General features: G+C 38.8%; 1 protein-coding gene. It reads left to right on the top strand.

Annotated elements, in window-relative coordinates:
• Positions 1-747: type II restriction endonuclease (locus tag ACNOHI_RS24795; RefSeq protein WP_420477395.1), on the top strand; the 747-nt coding region annotated here is incomplete at both ends.

Below are 747 nucleotides of genomic sequence, written 5' to 3'. Positions count from 1 at the left end.
TCAGGTGAAAGAAGAGAATTAGGATTTGCCGCTAAGTATATCGTTTCCTCCCTGGGCATCGAAACAGAGGAGACTGCAGACGATTATCTTGAGGAATTATTACGCCGGTATGGAAAGACGTTTCCAACAACAAAAGTTTTCTCAGAGTTTTCCCGGTCAACTGTAAAACATGTGTCCCCTGTAGAAGCACCTGATGAAACATTGCTGGCCTGGATGGAAAGAGAAGAACTTCTTTTTAAAACGTTGGAAAGAGTTATTGTTGAGGAAAGACTTCAAAAAGGCTTCGGAACAGAAAATAATAACGTCGAAGAATTTATTAATTTCTCATTGAGTGTTCACAACAGAAGGAAATCAAGGGCGGGGTTTTCGCTTGAGCACAATCTCTGTGTTCTCTTTAGTGCTAATGAAATTCGGTATAGTCATGGTGCTGTAACTGAAAGAAATAGCAAACCCGATTTTATTTTTCCGGGGATTACTCACTATAAAAATTCAGAGTTTGATGTGAGTCTCCTGACGATGTTAGGAGTTAAGACCACTGCAAAAGATCGTTGGAGACAGGTACTGGCAGAAGCCTCAAGGATACAGAAAAAACATTTAATTACACTTGAACCTGGAATAAGCAGTAATCAAACAGAAGAAATGAAGGCTAATTATCTTCAATTGGTTATTCCGGCACAAATTCTTCCCTCATTTTCTTACGAACAACGAAGTGGGATATTAACATTGAAAGACTTTATTGACGTTGTT

Origin of the sequence: Noviherbaspirillum sp. ST9, from assembly GCF_048799745.1 — a bacterium.
Lineage (GTDB): Bacteria > Pseudomonadota > Gammaproteobacteria > Burkholderiales > Burkholderiaceae_D > Noviherbaspirillum.
The sequence above is the reverse complement of the archived record's forward strand: the minus strand, read 5'-3'. Positions and strand labels throughout refer to the sequence as shown.